At 64.1% G+C, this 19109-nt stretch carries 17 protein-coding genes and 1 other RNA gene; 10 read left to right on the forward strand and 8 right to left on the reverse strand.

What is annotated here, in order from left to right; translation table 11 throughout:
• Position 1: 1 nt before the first annotated feature.
• From DSM43276_RS01230 to DSM43276_RS01255, 6 genes are all read left to right on the forward strand, one after another.
• Positions 2 to 637, forward strand: coding sequence for an isochorismatase family protein (locus DSM43276_RS01230; protein WP_078330381.1), 636 nt, complete (start codon positions 2 to 4; stop codon positions 635 to 637).
• Positions 634 to 2490 carry an anthranilate synthase family protein gene (locus DSM43276_RS01235; protein WP_078330382.1) on the forward strand — a complete coding sequence of 619 codons (1857 nt, stop codon included), beginning with the start codon at positions 634 to 636 and terminating at the stop codon, positions 2488 to 2490. The genes DSM43276_RS01230 and DSM43276_RS01235 overlap by 4 nt, the downstream gene beginning before the upstream one ends.
• 5 nt (positions 2491 to 2495) lie before the next feature.
• Positions 2496 to 3446 carry an amidohydrolase family protein gene (locus DSM43276_RS01240; RefSeq protein ID WP_078330394.1) on the forward strand — a complete coding sequence of 317 codons (951 nt, stop codon included), beginning with the start codon at positions 2496 to 2498 and terminating at the stop codon, positions 3444 to 3446.
• A gap of 211 nt (positions 3447 to 3657) precedes the next feature.
• The gene (locus DSM43276_RS01245; RefSeq protein WP_136628966.1) at positions 3658 to 4983 is read left to right on the forward strand and encodes an HNH endonuclease signature motif containing protein; all 1326 of its coding nucleotides are present in this window, start codon (positions 3658 to 3660) and stop codon (positions 4981 to 4983) included.
• 7 nt (positions 4984 to 4990) lie between these two features.
• Positions 4991 to 5085, forward strand: an RNA gene (gene ffs, locus DSM43276_RS01250) — signal recognition particle sRNA small type.
• A 48-nt stretch (positions 5086 to 5133) separates the two neighbouring features.
• Positions 5134 to 6417 (forward strand): aspartate aminotransferase type Ic, encoded by a 1284-nt coding sequence (locus DSM43276_RS01255; protein ID WP_078330568.1) that lies wholly within the window; start codon positions 5134 to 5136, stop codon positions 6415 to 6417.
• Here the strand turns inward: DSM43276_RS01255 and DSM43276_RS01260 are convergent.
• Positions 6414 to 7061, reverse strand: a complete 648-nt coding sequence (locus tag DSM43276_RS01260; protein ID WP_412458684.1) for a hypothetical protein — start codon at positions 7059 to 7061, stop codon at positions 6414 to 6416. The two genes, DSM43276_RS01255 and DSM43276_RS01260, sit on opposite strands and share 4 nt — an antisense overlap.
• 42 nt (positions 7062 to 7103) lie before the next feature.
• Complete coding sequence (locus tag DSM43276_RS01265; protein ID WP_078330566.1) at positions 7104 to 7829, reverse strand: hypothetical protein; 726 nt, start codon at positions 7827 to 7829, stop codon at positions 7104 to 7106.
• 95 nt (positions 7830 to 7924) lie between these two features.
• On the opposite strand from DSM43276_RS01265, the gene DSM43276_RS01270 reads away from it, so the two are divergent.
• On the forward strand, positions 7925 to 9964 hold the full coding sequence (locus DSM43276_RS01270; protein WP_078330574.1) for a DNA polymerase III subunits gamma/tau: 2040 nt from the start codon (positions 7925 to 7927) through the stop codon (positions 9962 to 9964).
• Here DSM43276_RS01270 and DSM43276_RS01275 read toward each other — a convergent pair.
• The 5 genes from DSM43276_RS01275 to DSM43276_RS01295 form a co-directional block, all read right to left on the reverse strand.
• Entirely contained in the window at positions 9961 to 11271 is a 1311-nt protein-coding gene (locus DSM43276_RS01275) for a class I SAM-dependent methyltransferase (RefSeq protein WP_078330565.1), read from the reverse strand. The genes DSM43276_RS01270 and DSM43276_RS01275 overlap by 4 nt on opposite strands.
• Positions 11268 to 12638, reverse strand: coding sequence for an FAD-binding oxidoreductase (locus DSM43276_RS01280; RefSeq protein ID WP_078330564.1), 1371 nt, complete (start codon positions 12636 to 12638; stop codon positions 11268 to 11270). The genes DSM43276_RS01275 and DSM43276_RS01280 overlap by 4 nt, the downstream gene beginning before the upstream one ends.
• Before the next feature lie 66 nt (positions 12639 to 12704).
• Positions 12705 to 13979 (reverse strand): phosphopyruvate hydratase, encoded by a 1275-nt coding sequence (gene eno / locus DSM43276_RS01285; RefSeq protein ID WP_078330563.1) that lies wholly within the window; start codon positions 13977 to 13979, stop codon positions 12705 to 12707.
• On the reverse strand, positions 13976 to 14950 hold the full coding sequence (locus DSM43276_RS01290) for a phosphotransferase (RefSeq protein WP_078330562.1): 975 nt from the start codon (positions 14948 to 14950) through the stop codon (positions 13976 to 13978). The genes eno and DSM43276_RS01290 overlap by 4 nt, the downstream gene beginning before the upstream one ends.
• Positions 14937 to 15608 carry a TetR/AcrR family transcriptional regulator gene (locus tag DSM43276_RS01295; RefSeq protein WP_211196701.1) on the reverse strand — a complete coding sequence of 224 codons (672 nt, stop codon included), beginning with the start codon at positions 15606 to 15608 and terminating at the stop codon, positions 14937 to 14939. The genes DSM43276_RS01290 and DSM43276_RS01295 overlap by 14 nt, the downstream gene beginning before the upstream one ends.
• Before the next feature lie 90 nt (positions 15609 to 15698).
• Here DSM43276_RS01295 and DSM43276_RS01300 point away from each other — a divergent pair, with 90 nt between their 5' ends.
• The 3 genes from DSM43276_RS01300 to DSM43276_RS01310 are packed head-to-tail and all read left to right on the forward strand — an operon-like array spanning position 15699 to position 18209.
• Positions 15699 to 16901, forward strand: a complete 1203-nt coding sequence (locus DSM43276_RS01300) for an acyl-CoA dehydrogenase family protein (protein WP_078330561.1) — start codon at positions 15699 to 15701, stop codon at positions 16899 to 16901.
• The gene (locus tag DSM43276_RS01305) at positions 16901 to 17713 is read left to right on the forward strand and encodes an enoyl-CoA hydratase/isomerase family protein (protein WP_078330560.1); all 813 of its coding nucleotides are present in this window, start codon (positions 16901 to 16903) and stop codon (positions 17711 to 17713) included. The genes DSM43276_RS01300 and DSM43276_RS01305 overlap by 1 nt, the downstream gene beginning before the upstream one ends.
• 49 nt (positions 17714 to 17762) lie before the next feature.
• Positions 17763 to 18209 carry an SRPBCC family protein gene (locus DSM43276_RS01310; protein WP_078299210.1) on the forward strand — a complete coding sequence of 149 codons (447 nt, stop codon included), beginning with the start codon at positions 17763 to 17765 and terminating at the stop codon, positions 18207 to 18209.
• On the opposite strand, the gene DSM43276_RS01315 is transcribed toward DSM43276_RS01310, so the two are convergent.
• Positions 18206 to 19096 carry an Rv3717 family N-acetylmuramoyl-L-alanine amidase gene (locus DSM43276_RS01315; RefSeq protein ID WP_234803069.1) on the reverse strand — a complete coding sequence of 297 codons (891 nt, stop codon included), beginning with the start codon at positions 19094 to 19096 and terminating at the stop codon, positions 18206 to 18208. The genes DSM43276_RS01310 and DSM43276_RS01315 overlap by 4 nt on opposite strands.
• Between the last annotated feature and the right edge of the window lie 13 nt (positions 19097 to 19109).

Below are 19109 nucleotides of genomic sequence, written 5' to 3' on the forward strand. Positions count from 1 at the left end.
AATGACCACCGTTGAACGCGGCATACCGATCATCGCCGAATATGACCTGCCGACTGTGGATTTGCTGCCCGCCAACACGGCGACATGGCAGATCGACCCGGCTCGCGCCGTGTTACTCATCCACGATATGCAGCGCTACTTCCTGGCCCCACTGCCTGCTTCGCTGCGTGCCGACCTGGTGAGAAACGTCGCGGCCATTCGTGACAGGTCTGTGGCAGCGGGCATCCCGATCGCCTATACCGCTCAGCCCGGAAGCATGACTCAGGAACAGCGCGGTTTGCTCAAGGACTTCTGGGGTCCGGGGATGCGCGTGGACGAGGAGCACCGCCAGATCGTCGATCCGATCGCGCCCGATCCCGGCGATTGGGTCTTTACCAAATGGCGGTACAGCGCCTTCCACCGTTCGGCGCTGCTGGAGCGGATGCACGCCGCAGGGCGAGACCAGTTGATTATCTGTGGGGTTTACGCGCATGTGGGGGTCCTGATGACCGCGGTGGACGCGTTCACTCACGATATCGAGACCTTCCTGGTTGCCGATGGGATCGCCGACTTCGATGACGAATCACACTGGATGGCATTGGAATACGCGGCACGACGGTGTGCTGTGCTGACCGTTACCGATGAGGTGCTGACATGAGTGATCTACTGGGGCGTGTTTTGGCCGGGGCAACCGGGCCGTTCGCGCTGCTGCACCGGCCGGAATCCGGCGCGCCCGACGCCGTCGATGTGTTCATCGGGGAGGTGACGTCCTTCGAACGGATCGGCGACCTGCCGTTACGCGATGGACTGGTTGGGCATGACCTGCTGGCGTTGGTGCCCTACCGCCAGATCGTCGAGCGGGGATTCGTGGCGCCCGATGACGGTGCTCCGCTGCTGGCGCTTGCCATCGAGCAGCAGGAGTCGGCGCCGTTGTCTGCGGTGCTGGATCGAATTCCCGAGTACCCGGTGGTGGTGGGCCACAGCGATTTCGATATTGATGACGAGGAGTACGCACGTCTGGCCTCCGGAATCATCTCCGAGGAGATCGGCCAGGGGGCCGGCGCCAACTTCGTGCTCAAGCGAAACCTGCTCGTTCAGTTGCATGACTATTCGATCAACACAGCGCTGACGCTCTTTCGCAGGCTGCTGGAGCGGGAGAAGGGTGCGTATTGGACATTCCTGGTGAGTACCGGGGATCAGGTGTTCGTCGGTGCCACGCCCGAACGTCATATCAGCGTGCAGGATTCGCTGGCCGTGATGAACCCGATCAGCGGGACTTACCGGTACGGTGCCAACGGCCCGAATCTGGATGCCGTTATGGAGTTTCTCGCCGACACCAAGGAATCCGATGAGCTCTACATGGTGGTTGACGAGGAACTGAAGATGATGGCTCGTATCTGCCCGGATGGTGGTCAGGTGCAGGGGCCGTATCTGAAGGAAATGGCGCGGCTTGCGCACACCGAGTATCTGATTTCCGGTGTGACGAACCGCGATCCGCGAGAGATCTTGGCCGAGACGATGTTCGCGCCGACGGTGACGGGAAGCCCGCTGGAGAATGCGTGCCGCGTCATCCAGCGATATGAGCCGAAGGGCCGCCGATACTACAGCGGAGTCGCCGCACTGATCAGTACCGATACTGCCGGTGTACGGCAAATGGATTCGGCGATCCTGATCCGTACCGCGGAGATTTCACCGGACGGAGCGCTTGTGGCCGGCACCGGAGCCACCATCGTTCGGCATTCCAACCCCGCGAGTGAGGCCGCCGAAACCCGTAGTAAGGCGGCAGGATTGCTCTCCGCGCTGACGACACGTCGCGAACTTCGCAGTCATCCCCGGGTGACGGAGGCTCTCGCCAGCCGCAACACCGGCATCGGAACCTTTTGGCTAGGGCACGGGTCAGGGGAGAGCGCCGCGAATCTGGTGGGCCGGACCGCGTTGGTGGTCGACGCCGAGGACACGTTCACCTCGATGATCGGATTGCAGCTGCGGGCCTTGGGCTTACGGGTGGATATTCGTCGCTTTGACGAGGACATCAAGCCCGGTTCGCATGACCTTCTAGTGCTCGGTCCCGGCCCGGGTGATCCGACCGCCATGGATGTCCCGAAGATCGCGACGCTGACCGCGTTGACGAAGACCGCACTGACCCAGCGTATTCCGTTCCTGTCGATTTGCCTGAGCCATCAGGTGCTGTGCCGGCAATTGGGTCTGCCCGTCCGTCGCCGGGAGCAGCCCAATCAGGGCGTCCAGCGGCAGATCGATCTGTTCGGCACTGAGCGGCATGTCGGGTTCTACAACACCTTCGCCGCGGTGACGGGTGGAGAATGGGTGGATACCCCGGCGGGGCGAGTGCAGATCAGTTCCGAGGCCGTGACGGGTGAGGTTCATGCGGTGCGTGCCAAGCGATTTGCATCGATCCAGTTCCATGCCGAGTCCATCCTGACGCGGGATGGAGTGGGGATCTTCGCTGAGCTGCTGACGCCTCTGGCGACGGGGGTTCCGGTACTAGCATGACGAGTGTGCGCATAGACATTCACGCTCACCTGTGGTCCGACGACTATCTCTCGCTGCTCGATGAGCACGGGCGGCCCGGCACCGATGTCCATCGTGGTCTCGGGGCCGGGGCGGCGCGCGCCGATTTGGATGGACGTTTCGCGTTAATGGACGAGGCGGGTGTTGACCTGCAGATCCTTTCGGCAACACCGGCATCGCCCCATTTCGAGGACGAGTCCGCCGCCGTGGAGAGCGCCCGATTTATCAACGATGAGTACGCGAAGCTCGCCAGTGAGTACCCGGGACGGTTCCGGGCGCTGGCATCGTTGCCCTTGCCGCATATCCCGGCCGCGTTGGAGGAGCTGAGCCGCGCGATCGACGATCTGGGGATGTACGGTGCGGCGATCACGACCTCGGTGCTTGGTCGATCCATCGCCGATCCGATCTTCGATCCGCTGTACGAGGAGCTCAATCGCAGGAGCGCAATCCTTTTCGTGCATCCTGCGGGGTGCGGAGCCGACTCGTCCTTGATCACCGAGCACTCGCTCACCTGGTCCATCGGGGCGCCGATCGAGGACACGATTGCGATCATGCACCTGATCGTCGCGGGCATCCCGTCGCGTTATCCGGATATGAAGATCGTGACGTGTCATTTGGGTGGGGCATTGCCGATGGTGCTGGAGCGGGTGAACCGGCAGGTGACCGAGTGGGAAGCCACACATTGTCCGGAGGCGCCCAAGGATGCTGCCCGGCGGATCTGGTACGACACGGTGGGGCATGACCACACGCCCGCGCTACAGGCGGCTGTCGCGTCGCTGGGTGCCGACCGGCTGGTGTTCGGATCGGATTTCCCGTATCAGGGAGGCGCCAGGTACGTCAGTTCCGCGACGTACATCCAGGAGGGTCTGTCAGCCGAGGACGCGTCGTTGATTCTTGACCGCAACGGGGCTGAGTTATTGGGGTTGACGGGTCCATAGAGTTGGACCGTGCAGGTAGACCCGGTCATCGAGATCGAGAGGCGCGTTCGGCTGTCGCTCGCAGGCAGGGGAAGGACGCTGCGCATAGCCTGCGGTGGCTCGCAACGGATGCGCGTGTCGCCGGGTTGTGCGCCAAACATCTTCTGACTCACTAGTTTCTCTCGTCACAACCCGGACCGTTCTTGTCGGTGGGCACCGTTAGTATTCGAACATGGGTTCGATCGCAGCGTTGGAGGCGGCGGTTGATGCCTTCTGCGTTGAGTCGATTCGGGAGCTGACTGCCGCTGAGGCGTTGACGGTGCTGGCCCGTGTGGAGGTGGTGCAGCGTCGGTTGTCCGCGGGCGGGCTCGGGCTTATCCCCAAGGTCACGGCCCAGGCCTCGCCGGTGGAACTCGGTGGCACTTCTTATGCGGATGTGATTGCGCGGCGGTTGCATATCGGTAAGGGTGCGGCCCGGCGCCGGATCGGTGATGCCGAGCAGTTGGCGCCGCGGCGGGCGTTGACCGGTGAGGTGCTGGCACCGCAGCTGCCGAATGTGGCCGCCGCGCTATCTCGCGGCGATGTCGGGGACGAGCATGTGCGGATCATTCGGCAGTTCTTTGATCGGCTGCCGGTGGTGGTGGATGCCCCGACCCGCCAAGCCGCCGAACAACAACTAGCGGCCATGGCCGTCCAGTTTCGGCCCGAGGCACTGCGTATCGGTGCCGACCGCATGATGGCCCTGTTGAACCCGGATGGTGAGTTCTGCGATGTGGATCGGGCGCGGCGGCGCGGAGTCACGATCGGGCAGCAGGGCTTTGACGGCATGTCACCCATCAGCGGCCTACTGGATCCGGAGACGCGTGCGTATCTGGATGCAGTGTTCGCCAAACTGGCCGCACCCGGCATGTGCAACCCTGCCGATCAATCACCGATGCTCAACGGGGAGCCCGACCCGGAAGCGGCCGAACGTGATCGCCGCAGCAGTGCCCAACGCCACCAAGACGCACTACGCACCTGCCTGCGATCGACGCTCGCGTCCAGAGATTTGGGTTCGCACCATGGACTGCCGGTCACCGTCGTGGTCACCACCACCCTGGCCGAGCTCGAACACGCCGCCGGCATAGCGGTCACCGGCGCCGGCACCAGGCTGCCCCTGCGCGATGTGATCCGCATGGCCACCCACGCCCACCACGACCTGACGATTTTCGATGATGACGGTCGACCGTTGTATCTGGGATGTTCTAAACGCATCGCATCGGCAGATCAGCGGATTGTGTTGCACGCCCAAGACCGCAGCTGCACCCACCCCGACTGCCACGTGCCCGGATACCTGTGCGAAGTCCACCACATCACCGAATGGGCCGATGGCGGCCCCACCAACATCGACAACCTCACCTTCGCCTGCGGCCCCCACCACCGCCTCCTCAACCACGGCTGGACCACCCGAAAACACACCAACGGCACCACCGAATGGATACCCCCACCGCAGCTCGATATCGGTGACTCAATCGCCAACAACCACCACCATCCGGGACGGCTGACGCCCGCCTACTAGACTGGTCGGCGGACCCCGCGCGGCGTCTATCCTGTGAACTCCCCCAGGGCTGGAAGGCAGCAAGGGTCAACGGGCTCTGTCGGGTGCGCGGGGTCCCCTTTCCGAAGATCGCGACCTCCAGATGCCCCGCAGGGCGAATAGGGGAAAGCCGTGTCGTTCCTGTCGCTCGGACCTGACGAACTCGCAGCTCAGCATCGGTTGCAGCAGGAGAACTACCACCAGCTCAAGGCCAAGGGGCTAGCGCTGGACCTCACCCGAGGCAAGCCGGCGCCCGAGCAGCTGGATCTGTCGAACGGCCTGCTGGCACTGCCCGGTGACGGCGACTTCCTCGACGGCAATGGCACCGATACGCGCAACTACGGCGGAGGCAACGGCCTCCCGGAGCTGCGTGCAATCTTCGGTGAGCTGCTCGGCGTTCCCGCGCCCAATCTGGTCGCCGCCAACAACGCCAGCCTGTCTCTCATGCATGACGTGATCGTGTACTCGCTGCTCCACGGAACCGTCGACTCGCCCCGGCCCTGGGTCGACGAGCCGTCAGTGAAGTTCCTGTGCCCGGCGCCCGGATACGACCGTCATTTCGCGATCACCGAATCCTTCGGCATCGAGATGATTCCGATCCCGCTGCGCGAGGACGGCCCCGATGTCGACCTCATCGAGGAACTCGTCGCCACCGACCCGACCATCAAGGGCATGTGGAGCGTTCCCGTTTTCTCCAACCCGACGGGAACCGTGTACTCATGGGAGGTCGTTCGTCGGTTGGCCCAGATGAATACGGCCGCACCGGATTTCCGGCTGTTCTGGGATAACGCATATGCGGTGCACACACTCACGCATGATTTCGTCCGGAATGTGGACCTGCTGGGCATCGCCGAAACCGCCGGACATCCCAACCGCCCCTTGATCTTTGCCTCCACCTCGAAGATCACCTTCGCCGGTGCGGGTGTCAGCTTCATGGGAGGATCGCTCGCCAACATCGCGTGGTACTTACAGCATGCCGGTAAGCGCAGCATCGGACCCGACAAGGTGAATCAGCTGCGGCACCTGCGTTTCTTTGGCGATGCCGAGGGTGTCAAGCTGCACATGCAGAAGCATCAGCAGATCCTCGCGCCCAAATTTCAACTGGCGCTTGAGATTCTGGACGACCGATTGAGCGAGAGCAAGATCGCGTCGTGGAGTGAGCCCAAGGGTGGATACTTCATCAGTCTCGACGTTCTCGACGGCACTGCCAAGCGCACCGTGGCTCTGGCCAAGGAGGCCGGGATAGCGCTTACCGAGGCAGGGGCCACGTTCCCGTACCGAAACGACCCGAACGACAAGAACATTCGACTGGCGCCGTCATTCCCCCCGTTGGAGACCGTTGGTGCTGCTGTCGATGGTCTTGCGACGTGCGCGCTACTGGCGGCAACAGAAAAGCTGTTGGAGCGTGCCGACTAGGGCGCCCTTTGTACCCTGTCGACCTGTTTGTTGAGCAGCGACAACGCCAGCTTGTCGTTGTCGCTGGTCCAGGGCTCCATGGCGTGGAGGACTTTGACGGTCACCGTGGTTCCGCGCGGATGCGCGGTGAGCGTTTTGATGGTGATTTCCACAGTCTGCTCACCGTCCATACCCAGACCACCGGTGAAGACGGTTGCCGTCGCGTCGACAGAGGCCCCGGTTACCTTCTCTATCTTGACGCTGCCGGTCCCCTCGATCCCGTCGAGATCGAGCGTGACGGACCCGCACCGCCCGGCCTTCTCCTGGATCGTCTGGGATGAGTCGGCAATGCCCTTGCCCACCACGACGTCCACGCGCAGAGCCCCGTCTTCGTACTGTGCGGCCGCCTGCTCAAAGGGGACTGTGTCGTGGTTGACAAAGATGTTGCACTCGACCGGCTTCACCCTCGGCCCGTCATCGCCCGGCCGCTCGACCACCTTGTACGAGCCAGAGCCCTCGGGAAATTCGTCACGTGGCAGCAGCAGCGTTTCGAGAGAACCCTTGGGCAGCCCGGCCGAGCCATCCGACGTCGGTTCACCCTCGACGACGCTGGTGCACGCCGACGCGAAGATCAGCGCAGCGGATATCGCGCCAAGGGACAGCATGCGAGCCACGGGACATCCCCCATCCAATGTGTGCGGATTCGCCTACGGCGCCTTTTGTACCTTGGCGATCTGCTTGTTGAGTAGATCCAACACCAGCGCGTCTTGCTCAGCTGTCCACGGATCGATGAATCTATCGACCTCGATCCTGACGGTCGTACCCCGAGGATGGGCGATCGCGATATGAGACTCGACGCCGATTTGATCTCCCTCGGGTCCGAGAAGGCCGCCGACCTTCACCAACTTGGCCTCCGCCGAGGCACCAGGCAAATCGGCGATGGAGACATGTGCCTTCATGGCCACCCCGTCGCCTTCCATCTGGACCGACGCGCATTCCTGGGCCCGCTTGGCAAGGTCATCGAATGACTGCTTGATCCCGAGGCCGACACTGCTCTCCGCCGTCACGGTGTCCGAGTCGTATTTGGCCCGCGCCCTGTCGTAGTCGCCATCTCCCTCGGAAATGAACTCGTAGCACCCGGGCGGGTTGACCTTCTCCGGCTTGGACTTGCTCGTCTTGTCCGTATCGAGTTTGAGCTTGTCCTCGATGCTGAACGTCCCATTGCCCGCCGGGAAGTCCTCGCGAGTCAGCAACAGCGCGGTCGCCGGGCCCTCGGGCAACTTCACGCTCGGCTCGTCAGCCTTCTGGGTACTCGACGACGGTGCCGGGGGATCACTCGGCGTGTCCTTGGAACAAGCGGAGGTGAATGCGAGTGCGATGACACTCGCGCCAACCGCCAACACAGTGTTCATATCAACGCGACGTGTCTTCATGCGCGGACTCTAGCGAACAAGATCACGCAATGTAGTCGTTTGTTCGTCAGGTGGCCCGCCAAGGACGTCTGCGGTCGCCGGTACCCTTGCTCTCCGTGGCCCTGTACCGCAAGTATCGCCCGGCGACTTTCGCCGAAGTTATCGGCCAGGAGCACGTCACCGGACCGTTGACTACCGCGCTGGACGCCGGCCGAATCAACCACGCTTATCTGTTCTCGGGGCCCCGTGGCTGCGGTAAGACGTCCTCCGCGCGCATCCTGGCCCGCTCACTGAACTGTGTGCAGGGCCCCACCTCGACGCCGTGTGGAACCTGCGATTCATGTGTCGCGCTGGCGCCCAACGGCTCAGGGAACGTCGATGTCATCGAACTGGACGCCGCCAGCCACGGTGGAGTGGACGACACCCGTGAGCTACGTGACAGGGCCTTCTATGCGCCCGCGCAGTCGCGCTACCGCATCTTCATCATCGACGAAGCGCACATGGTCACCACCGCGGGTTTCAACGCGCTACTCAAGATCGTCGAGGAGCCGCCCGAGCATCTGATTTTCGTCTTCGCCACCACCGAGCCGGAGAAGGTGCTGCCCACCATCCGGTCGCGCACCCACCACTACCCCTTCCGCCTGCTGGCGCCGAAGACGATGCGGACGCTGGTCGAGGGCATCTGCGCGCAGGAGAACGTCGCCGTCGACGATCCGGTGTATCCGCTGGTGATCCGTGCCGGCGCCGGGTCCCCCCGTGACACCCTGTCGGTGCTCGACCAACTACTTGCCGGTGCGGACGAGGAACGCGTCACGTACCAACGGGCGCTCGCGCTGTTGGGCGTCACCGATATCGCGTTGATCGACGATGCGGTCGACGCCCTCGCCGCCGGTGACGGCGCCGCGGTGTTCGGAGCCATCGAAGGCGTGATGGATGCCGGACACGATCCGCGTCGATTCGGCACGGACCTGCTCGAACGATTCCGCGATCTGATTGTCCTGCAAGCTGTTCCGGATGCCGGGGAGCGCGGTGTGGTTGATGCGCCACAGGATGTACTGGACCGGATGCGTGAACAGGCCGAGCGCATCGGTCCCGCGACACTGACCCGGTACGCCGAGGTGCTGCATGCCGGGCTCGGGGAAATGCGTGGTGCGACGGCACCCCGGCTGCTGCTGGAAGTGGTGTGTGCCCGGTTGCTGCTGCCTTCGGCCGCGGATGCGGAATCGGCTGTGCTGCAACGCGTTGAACGCATCGAGAAGCGTCTGGATATGTCGGTGCCCGAGGCCGAGGGGGGAGGCGCGTCGTCGCGTTTTGTCCGTAGGTCGCAAGCCCCCGCCGCGGAAGCACCCGCACCGCCCGCCCCTGCTGCGGCGCCTGAGGCCCCCGCGCTGACACCCGCACCCGCGCCGCCTGCGCCCGCTCCTGCACCGGAACCAACTCCAGAACCCGAACCTGAGTTGATCCCGGAACCGGCACCGCCCGCTCCCACGCCGGCGCCAGAGCGGGAGCCCACTCCGGAACCTGCACAGCCCGCCCCTGTACCGGTGCCCGAGCCTCAGCCGACCCCGGAACCAACTCCCGAACCAGAGCCGGAGCCCACCCCAGACCCCGAGCCTGCTCCGGCGCCTGAGCCACGGCAGCCCGGCGCCCTCGATACCACTGCTGTGCGCAACGCCTGGGCCGAGATCCGGTCCAAGGTCAGGGATCGCAGCCGTACCACCGAGGTCATGCTCTCCGGCGCCACGGTGCGCGCCATCGAGGGTAAAATCCTTGTGCTGTCCCATGATTCACCGCCGCTGGCCAAGCGCATCACCGAGTCGCGCAATGCCGAGGTCATCCGGGACGCGTTGAAGGATGCGCTCGGTGTGGACTGGGAGATCCGCTGCGAGGTGGGCAGTGGAGAAGCCGGCGCTCCTGCTTCCACACAGAAGGCCAACAAGGCCGCGCCGCGGGTGGTAACCAGGCCCAGCCGCCCCACACCCGAGCCCGAACCGGCCCCCGAGCCAGAGCCGGAACCCGCGTCCCCGGAGGACGAGGAGGAGCAGATGCTCGCCGAGGCAGGGCAGGGCGAGGCCGGTCCTCGGCGCGACCCCGAAGAGGTTGCGCTGGAACTACTTCAGAACGAGTTGGGTGCTCGCAAGATCGATCCCAGCTAGGGCTGCCACCACGGGCGTAGCGGCAGTGCGGAACCGCCGCGCTCGTCGAGCTTTGTGGCCAGCACCTGGTGCAGCTGAACGACGTTGCGCTCGAAGCCCAGTCGTGAGCCCGCCATGTACAGCCCCCATACCTTCGCGGTAGCCTCGCCTACTTCGGCGACCGCCTCATCCCAGTGCTCGACGAGGTTGGCGCACCACTCCGCGAGCGTCAGTGCGTAGTGGTGACGCAGGTTTTCCTCGTGGAGCACTTCCAGGCCTACGTTTTGTATCTCGGTGATGATCTTGCCCGACCCGGTCAACTCGCCATCGGGGAAGACGTAGCGGTCAATGAAATACCCTGCAACAGCTGAGGTTCGGTTATCCGGCCGGGTAATGCAGTGGTTGAGCAGCAGCCCACCGGTCTTCAGGTGTGACTGCAGAAACCGGAAGTAGGCGGGGTAGTTCGCGATGCCGATGTGTTCGGTCAGCCCAATCGAGGAGACCGCGTCGAATCCTCTCTCTGTGATATCGCGATAATCCGCATGACGAACCTCGGCAAGGTCCGAGAGTCCTTGATCAGCAATGGCTTTCTGTGCCCAGGCCGCCTGCTCTGCCGACAATGTGACACCGATTGCGTGCACGCCGCGCCGCGCGGCATACCTGACCATCGACCCCCAGCCGCAACCCACATCGAGCAGCCGGTCGCCGGGCTTGAGCGCCAGTTTGTCGAACACCAGCCGGTACTTGTTGTCCTGCGCTTCCTCCAGGGTGGCGTCCACGTTCGGATAGCACGCGCACGTGTAGGTCATGGATGGCCCGAGTACCCACTCGTAGAACACGTTCGACACGTCGTAGTGGTGATGGATGGCTTCGGAATCACGTGTCTTGCTATGCCGGAACCCCTCGACCATCCGACGCCAGCGGGGCAGGGCCTCCTGCGGCGGCGGCGCGATAGGGCGCAGATGCTCGAAACCGATCGACCTGACGATATTGGCCAGTACTCGCGCCGGTGGACGTTTGAAGTCCAGCCTGTCGGCCATGGCCTTCAGTAGTTCGTAGGGATCGCCCGGGTGCACTCCCTGCATTTCGATATCGCCGGAAACGTACGCTCGTGCCAGCCCCAGATCACCTGGCGCCGTCGCCAAATACGTTGTGCCACGGGGTGTCAGCAAGTCGAGTCCCAGTTCGGCATTTTCCGGTCCGGCCTTGCTGCCGTCGTACGCGCTGAAGCGCAACGGCAGGTCCCCGGCCGCCATGATCTCCAGAATCTCGGCTAACGAGAGCCTGCCGTTCTCGCCCCGCTCATTTTTGGCCTGAGTAGTTGTCATTGTCGCCGCACCGCCTTCGCGTAGAGATCCAGCAATCGGTTATCGGGGTCGTACGTCTTCTTGAGTGTCCGATAGTGCTCTCCGCCGTACAAGGCTTCGAACTCATCACGGGGGTAGAAGGATTCGGAGTATAGGGACTTGTGTCCACCGAGCTCGCTGACCTTGCGTTCGATAAGCCGGTTAGTGGCTCCTTCGGTGGAACCCGCGGGCACCGAAGACCAAAATCCGATATTGACGTATGTCTGTCCCGATCGTATCGGGTACAGCGGCCATCCCTCACTGTCACGTAACCGTAACGGACACAGCCACACCGGCTCGATCGGTACCTCATCGAGGAACCACCGCAGGAATTCCGCGGTGTTCATGATTGGTACCTCGACGTCCTGCACGACGCGTTCCCGGGCTGCGCGCCCGTTAAACCTCTCGATGCGGTCGGCAATGTCGTAGCGTTGGTCGAGGCCGATCATCTTCCAATAGACGCTGCTGCGCCGGTACTTTCGTGGCCAAAGCCTGCGGATGCGCGGATTCTGAGCACCGAATGCGCGGGAACACCAGAACCAGTCGGTGTCCCAACGCCATAGGTAGTCGTGAATGGTCAGTCGATCGTTGCTGGTTCCGTCCGCGTGCCGGATCGATCGATAGTAGATCTGTTGTCCCGTGTAGTCGCTCACCGGGCCCGGTGCATCCGTCTGGGTGCCCAGGGTCAGATACGACTCCCCGGCCGTGAACACCACCCCGTCCAGGTAGTCCACTCGTTCGCCCTGGAAGGTCGCCGAGCCCGCGATCGACTCCATCACCGTCACCAGTTCATCGAGATTGTGGAATCGGATGTGCCGCAGGGCAACGAACGGAGCCACGGGCTCCAGTTCGATGCGCAGCCGCACCGAATAGCCCAAGGTGCCGTACGAGTTGGGGAAACCCCGATACAGATCGACGTGCTGGTGTGGCGATGCGGTGATGATCTCGCCCGTGCCGGTGAGGATGTCCATCTCGAGAACAGACTCGTGGGGAAGCCCATTGCGGAAGGACGCGGATTCGATTCCGAGCCCGGTGACCGCGCCACCGAGCGTGATGGTCTTGAGCTGTGGCACCACCAACGGTGAGAGCCCGTGGGGAAGTGTGGCGGCGACCACGTCCTCATAGGTGCACATGCCGGCCACGTCGGCAGTCCTGTTGACGGTGTCCACGTCAATGACACCGGTGAGGCCCGAGGTATTCAGGCCCGGTGTAATCGACTTTGCCCTTGCGCGGAACAGATTTGACGTGGGCTTAGCCAAACGAACGGTCGCCGTCGCGGGAATGGCCCGGTAACTCCGTAGTAGCCGGTTCACTCCCTCGGCGTGCGCCGATCCTGATGCGATAGGCACAGTTACTACGCTAGCCCGGTTCCGGGCCGGGCGCACCCGAGATGGTGTTTCGGCGACCAAGCGCAACTAACCGAGGGTCAATCGTCCTAACCGAATCGGTGCTCCGCCAAGCTGTTCATCGATGCGGAGCAGCTCGTTCCACTTGGCAGTGCGTTCGGATCTGGTGATGGAGCCAACCTTGAGTTGCTCGGCGCCCCAGCCGACGGCCAGGTGCGCGATGGTGACATCCTCGCTCTCACCCGATCTCGCGGAGACGATGGTGTCCCATCCGCAGTCGTGAGCGGTGTCGTGCGCAGACTTGGCAGCACTGAGTGTTCCCGCCTGATTTGGCTTTACCAGCAAGCCGTTACATGCTCCGGCCTCGGTTGCTCGGAGCACGCGCCCGGCATTGGTCACCGTGAAATCGTCACCGACGACCAGGACACGGTGTCCCACTGCTTGGGTGAACTCCGCCAGGGCCGCCGGATCGTCCTCGGCCAGGGGATCCTCGATGGAAGCGATCGGATACTTATCGATCCAGCCGATCAGAACTTCCGACCAGGCGTCTGAGTCGAGTTCGGTGCCGTCGAGGCCAAGACGGTAGCGGCCACCACTACCGAACTCGCTCGACGCGATGTCCAACGCGATCGTGACCTGGACGCCCGGCTGCAACCCGGCCCGCTCGATGGAGGCGACCAGCAGCTCCAGCGCATCCTCGTTGGAGTCCACCGCCGGCCACCACCCGCCTTCATCGGCCACTCCGGCGAGCCGGCCCTGCTCGGAAAGCAATGCCCCGCAGGCGCGATGGATCTCCGCCACCCAGTTAAGTCCCTGTTCGACGCTGTCGGCGGCGGCCGGAACCACCATGAAATCCTGCACATCGGTGCGGCGCGCGGCGTGGGCGCCCCCGCCGATCACCTGAATCTCCGGCAGCGGCATCGCGGCCGTTCGGTCACCGATCAGATACCGCCACAACGGGATTCCATGCGTTGCGGCTGCGGCGTGTGCGGCCGCCATCGACATCGCCACCGCGGTGTTCCCGCCGATGACGGAGAACGCATCCGACGGGTCCGCCGTCGCGAGCGCCGTATCGACGGCCTTTTGATCGGTGGCATCGACGCCGACGAGATATTCCGACAGGCCGCGTGCTGCTGCGACCGCCGAATTCACGTCGTATCCGGCGAAAGGTCTGCCGCCATCACGTAAATCGGTGGCCTCACCGCTGCCTCGGGATGCCCCGGCGGGAGCGATCGCTCGTCCGATGCTGCCGTCGCCCAGCAGCAGTTCCGCTTCGACAGTCGGCCGCCCCCGCGAATCCCACACCCGTCGAGCGTGCACACCGCTGATCAGTGTTCCGGTCATAATCCCTCTAACTGTTGTGCGACGGCCAGCGGGTCGGTGGCCGATTCATGGACGGCTTGCCCCGCGCGGGCTCGCAATGAATCCCTCTGGGCAGCAGACAAATAGTCCACGGGGGAACGTCCGTCGACACGGGCGAGAGTCAAAGCCGGCAGGAGGCGTGCGGTACGGGCGGCCACTGCGTCCACTGGCTCCCAGGAGACCCCCTGTAGGTACGTGGCGAACAGTCGCGCACTCGTCTCACGCAGCTGCTCGCGGTACTCCGGCTTCCATATTCGCTTGAGCAGCAGGTGATTGAGGCAGAACGCAAGATCGAAGGCGGGGTCGCCGTACCAGGCGCATTCGGCGTCGGTCAGCACCGGTCCGTCTGAGGTGACGATGACGTTCTTGGGGCTCACATCCCCGTGTACCAGCGCGAGGTGCGTTTCCGCGAGATCGTCGGCCAATCGCATCAGGATCGCCGCGTGTTCCGGGAGGCGCTCTGCGGTGTAGCGCAGGTATGGTTCGATCCGCAACGCCTCGAAGAGGTCATCGGATGCGAATTCGCTTGCCGCTGTGGCATCACCGGCCGTACGGGCGTGGACGGCGGCGAGGCGTGCACCGAGCACCGCGCCGACGTCCGGGTCGATGCGCCCACTCGCCAGATCTTCGCGCCAGGACGGGATGGGCCCCAGATCGGTCATGGCGAACGCGTGCAGATCTTCGGCGGACGTGACAACCCGAGGTGTGAAGAACGGAACGATTGTCGATACACGCATGAGGTAGCGGGCCTCAAAGGTGTTGCGTTCCAGTGGTGCCACCCAATGGGCCTGCACGCGGAGCCGTTCAACGGATCGCTTGGCCACCAACGATTCACCCGAACTCAGCCGTACGCGCCACACATCGGAGGACACCCCGCCGGTCAACGGTTGCGCATCCAGGGGCGCGAGTCCAGCGGGGGAGAGAAGTTCGACCACCCAGTCAGGTGGTGCCATGCGCGCCTTCGGATTTCCACCACAGCGCGTTGAACCAGATGCGGGCGAGCGTGTCGATGGCCTCCTCATCGGTGACCGAGCTGCGCCCGGCCTCGCCACCCTCGACCAGCCAGACGTAGCAGAAGTAGTCCATCATCGCCCCGATCGCCGACGCGGTGATATCGGGATCCAGCCCCGGGCAGTACTCGTGTTTCTGCAGTCGCCGAATGTTCTTGGCGATCATCGTGCGCGCCGGGGCGCGTAAGTCCCGCCAGTACTCGACGAATGTCGGATCGATCTGGGCCGCCTGGAACACCCCGGAGAGAACCGGCGCATGGTCGCGGTAGGTGGTCCAGTACACGGTGACGATGTCCCGGATTACCTCGTACGGTGCGCGATCACCCGTCTCGACGGTGTCGCCGCGGGTGTACGCCTCGTCGCGGAACTCATCGACCATGGTGCGCAGGAGCTCGGCCTTGTCGGTGAAGTAGTTGTAGAAGACCCCAACGGATTTCCCGGCCTCGGTGGTGATGTCGATGACCCGGGCTTCGGCGTACCCGACCCTGGCGATGACTTCGCGCGCCGCATCCATCAAGGCGCGGCGCGTGCTGCGGCCACGTTGTGTCGAGGGCTGTTCGACGGGCACAGGCCGGATCGCTGAATCGCTAGACATCACCACCTGCCCAGGTTACATTAAACCTGAATCGAGATTCAGTTTCAGTCCGATCGCGTGTCATCCCCTAATGATTACGCAGGTTGCGAGGTTTTGATGACGAGTTCGACAGCAGTGCAGACCGATGCCGTTGCGCGGGCACGCGAGCTGACGCCCAATATCGCCGCACGGGCGCTGGAGGCGGAGCGCTTGCGCCGGATGCCCGACGAGACCATTGCCGAACTGTCCCAATCGGGTCTGTTCAGCCTGATGGCGCCGCGGCGGTATGGAGGCGACGAGGCCAGCCTGGAAACGTTGGTCAGCGCGGTCATCGAGGTGGGCAAGGTCTGTGGATCGACGGCCTGGACATTCTGTATCTACGGAATTCACAACTGGCTGGCGGGATTGTTCCCCGAGAAGCTGCAGGACGAGATGTTCGGGTCGGTGTCCCCTGGCTCGCCCTTGCTGTTTCCGGGCAGCTGGTCGCCGTCGGGCGTCGCGGTACCCGTCGACGGCGGCTACAAGATCAGTGGGCGTTGGCAATTCGGCAGTGGCGTCTGGCACTCATCGTGGGCTTCGGTCGCTGCGGTGGTGCAACATAGAGAAGGCACAGAGCCGCCGAAGTATCCGGATCTGCGCACCTTCATGATTCCCCGAGATGATCTCGAGGTCATCGACACCTGGTTCACCTCCGGCCTGCGGGGCACCGGAAGCATGGATATCGCCGTCAACGACGTGTTCGTCCCCGAGCATCGGGTGCAGGAGTTCGGCCCGCTGGCACGCGGGCAGTCACCGTCGGCCGATCTGCATGGCGCCGCGATCTACCGCATACCGCTGTTCTGTGCGCTCTCCAATGTCGCGGCCGCACCCGCGGTGGGCATGGCACTGGGCACAGTGGAGCTGTTCACCGAGAAGATCAAGACCCGGGTGATGCGCTACTCGATGCAGGAGCAGTCCAAACTCGCCACCGCACACCGCCGCATGGGACATGTTGCCGCGCAGGCGGAGTCGGCGCGTACCCTGCTGCTGCAGACGGTGCGCGATGTGGAGGGCAAGCTGGGTTCGGGCGAGGGGTTGACGACGGAGGATCGGGTGGCGGTGCGTCGCAACTGCGCCTACGTCGTCGAGGTCTGCAAGCAGGCCATCGCTGAGGCTGTCGAGGCGTGCGGTGCTTCCGCACAATACGAAGACTCGCCATTGCAGCGTCATCTGCGCGATGTGAACACGCTGTCCACACATGTTGTCTACGACACCGATTCTGCCTATGAGCTGTTCGGACGGGTGGAACTCGGGCTGCCCCCGGGATCTGTCGCGTTCTGATGCCACTCGAGCTCACCGGTCTGCACTGCGTACTCGCGGACCGGATCCTGACCGTGACAATCGATAACGGTCCACTCAACCTGCTCGACGGGCCACTCATGTCGAGCCTGTCGCGCCTGGCCCGATGGCTTGCCGATCGTGACGATGTGACGGTGGTGCTGTTCGGCAGCGCCAATCCTGACTTTTTCATCGCCCACCTGAATGTCGAGATCCTGCAATCGGATTCGGCGCGAACGGCGGAGTCTGTCGAATCCTTCCAACGACTGGTCGGCAGGTTCCGCGCGCTGCGCCAGGCCACCATCGCGCTCGTGGAGGGCCGGGTCGCGGGCGGGGGAAGTGAGTTCCTCCTCAATCTGGACATGCGCTTCGCGGTTCGCGGCAAGGCCGTCTTCAATCAGGTGGAGACGGGTCTGGGCATCGTGCCGGCGGGTTCGGGCCCGCAGCACCTGGTCGAGAGCATGGGTCGGGCGCGCGCACTTGAGGTGATTTTGGGTCACGAGGATTTCGATGCTGACCTGGCGGAGCGATACGGCTGGGTGAATCGTGCTCTGGACCCCGATGACGGGTGGCGGTTCGTGAATCGGCTCGCCCGGCGTATCGCCGTCAATCCGCTCGCACTGATCGCCGGTGCCAAGAGCACGGTAGATGCGCTGGTCACCGACCTGGAGCCGGGGTTGGCCGCGGAGCGGGCAGCCATCGTTGACGCGTTCGCCGACATGCACAGCACCCAAAGAATCGCGCTCTTTCTGCAACGGGGCGGCCAGACGGTGGACGGTGAACGTGGCCTCGGCGATCTCGTGGGTGACCCTTAGACTGCGACTACAACCAGTAGTAGAACCAAGTCGTAGCGAGGGAGAACTCATGGGTCAGGTCAGTGCGTCCAGTTCGGTGTTGATCGACGCGGCACCCGAGGCAGTGCTCGCCGCGGTTGCCGACTACCAGAATGTGCGCCCGAAGATCCTGTCCGGCCACTACCGCGACTACCAGGTGCTCGAGGGCGGTCAGGGCGAGGGCACCGTCGCGGCCTGGAAGCTGCAGGCCACCGAGTCGCGCGTGCGGGACATCAAGTCCAGCGTCAGCGTCGCCGGACACACCGTCATCGAGAAGGACGCCAACTCCACGCTGGTGACCAGCTGGACCGTCGCACCTGCCGGAACCGGCTCCACCGTCACCACCAAGACCGCGTGGACGGGTGGCGGCGGCATCAAGGGATTCTTCGAGAAGACCTTTGCGCCGCTGGGGCTCAAGAAAATTCAGGCCGAGGTGCTGGACAACCTGAAGAAGACGGTCGAAGGGTCGGCGACCTAACCGCCGGGTGCAGGCGCCGCCGCCGGGTCTACCCCCGGCGCCGGTGCGGTACCGCTGAGGTAGGCGACGATGCCCTGAACGACGGCCTGCGCGTACTTGGCACGGCCCTCGGGGCTCGTCATCATCGCGGAGTCCTGGGCGTTCTTCATGTTTCCGAGCTCGACGAGCACCTTCGGGTGCTGGGCCAGGTTGAGGCCCGCCAGGTCGGAGCGGCCGTAGAGCCCGCCGGTGCCGATGTAGGTCGCCGGTGTCAGGCCCGCCGCTTGCAGGCTGTCGCGCATGGTCTTGGCGAATCGCACCGTCGGCTCGCCCTGCACGGCGTTCACCGGTGGGTTCGAGAAGTTGACATGGAAGCCGTGGCCGCCGGCCGGGCCGCCGTCGGCGTGGATGCTCACCACCGCGTCCGGATTGAAGCTGTTCTCGATCTCCGCGCGCTTGTCGATACACGGTCCGAGCTTGTCGTCGTCACCACGGGTCATCGCCGTGCGCACGCCGAGTTGGGTCAGCTGCTGACGGATGAGCAGCACGGTGTTCCACGCGAAGGTGTGTTCGGGGTATCCGCCGTCGGTGACGGTTCCGCTGGTCTGGCAGCTCTTGGTGCCGCCGCGCCCGTCGGGTACCTGGTTGTTGATCGAGCCGTCGTTGGCTCCGTTATGGCCGGGATCCAGCACAACGATGCGGCCGGCGATGCCGGGAGCCGCGCCGGCGGTGAAGGTGGTGGGGGCCGATGAGGTGACGATGGGCAGTACCGTGACCGATGCCGCCGTTAGCAGCGTCACGCCAGTCAGGCCCGCGGCACGCCAAAAACTCACTCGCACCTGGCCACGGTAGCCCGGACGGCGGCTACCCTTGTTGACGACCCGCCGAGGCCCGGCGAGCGTGACCAACTTGATACCCGCC

The organism is Mycobacteroides salmoniphilum (assembly GCF_004924335.1).
GTDB classification, from domain to species: Bacteria; Actinomycetota; Actinomycetes; order Mycobacteriales; family Mycobacteriaceae; genus Mycobacterium; species Mycobacterium salmoniphilum.

Bases quoted from the DNA above. Each gene is read 5' to 3' on its own strand.
- DSM43276_RS01230 (WP_078330381.1), top strand. From the start codon at position 2: ATGACCACCGTTGAACGCGGCATACCGATCATCGCCGAATATGACCTG.
- DSM43276_RS01235 (WP_078330382.1), top strand. From the start codon at position 634: ATGAGTGATCTACTGGGGCGTGTTTTGGCCGGGGCAACCGGGCCGTTC.
- DSM43276_RS01245 (WP_136628966.1), top strand. From the start codon at position 3,658: ATGGGTTCGATCGCAGCGTTGGAGGCGGCGGTTGATGCCTTCTGCGTT.
- DSM43276_RS01260 (WP_412458684.1), bottom strand. From the start codon at position 7,061: ATGCTGTCCCTTGGCGCGATATCCGCTGCGCTGATCTTCGCGTCGGCG.
- DSM43276_RS01265 (WP_078330566.1), bottom strand. From the start codon at position 7,829: ATGAAGACACGTCGCGTTGATATGAACACTGTGTTGGCGGTTGGCGCG.
- DSM43276_RS01275 (WP_078330565.1), bottom strand. From the start codon at position 11,271: ATGACAACTACTCAGGCCAAAAATGAGCGGGGCGAGAACGGCAGGCTC.
- eno (WP_078330563.1), bottom strand. From the start codon at position 13,979: ATGACCGGAACACTGATCAGCGGTGTGCACGCTCGACGGGTGTGGGAT.
- DSM43276_RS01290 (WP_078330562.1), bottom strand. From the start codon at position 14,950: ATGGCACCACCTGACTGGGTGGTCGAACTTCTCTCCCCCGCTGGACTC.
- DSM43276_RS01300 (WP_078330561.1), top strand. From the start codon at position 15,699: ATGACGAGTTCGACAGCAGTGCAGACCGATGCCGTTGCGCGGGCACGC.
- DSM43276_RS01305 (WP_078330560.1), top strand. From the start codon at position 16,901: ATGCCACTCGAGCTCACCGGTCTGCACTGCGTACTCGCGGACCGGATC.
- DSM43276_RS01310 (WP_078299210.1), top strand. From the start codon at position 17,763: ATGGGTCAGGTCAGTGCGTCCAGTTCGGTGTTGATCGACGCGGCACCC.